Consider the following 276-nt stretch of genomic DNA (forward strand, 5'->3'; position numbering starts at 1 on the left):
GCGAGCACCTGCACTGGCAGGGCGCCTCGCCGCGCCTGTTCCTCAACCTCTTCCCCGCGTCGTTCAACGGGCTGTACGTCATGGGCATGATCGAGGCCTCCGGCATCGGCTGGCAGGGCCGCGCCGAGCAGGCCGACCTCCTCGCCGCCTATCTCGACGCCCTCGAGCACGATGCGTCGCGCGCTGCCCGATTCCGCGACCGCGTAACGGCCGCGCCCTGGCCGGACCTGACCGGCGGATACCACTACCTCGGGCTGGACCGGATGGCGTACTACG

Annotated in this window: 1 protein-coding gene; it reads left to right on the plus strand. The window is 71.0% G+C overall.

The genetic code is table 11. The features are described from left to right. On the plus strand, positions 1-276 hold a 276-nt coding region (locus SB658_RS23740), incomplete at both ends, for a hypothetical protein (protein ID WP_410602764.1).

Origin of the sequence: Bacillus sp. SIMBA_008, from assembly GCF_046535495.1 — a bacterium.
In the GTDB taxonomy this organism is placed as follows: domain Bacteria; phylum Bacillota; class Bacilli; order Bacillales; family Bacillaceae; genus Bacillus; species Bacillus subtilis.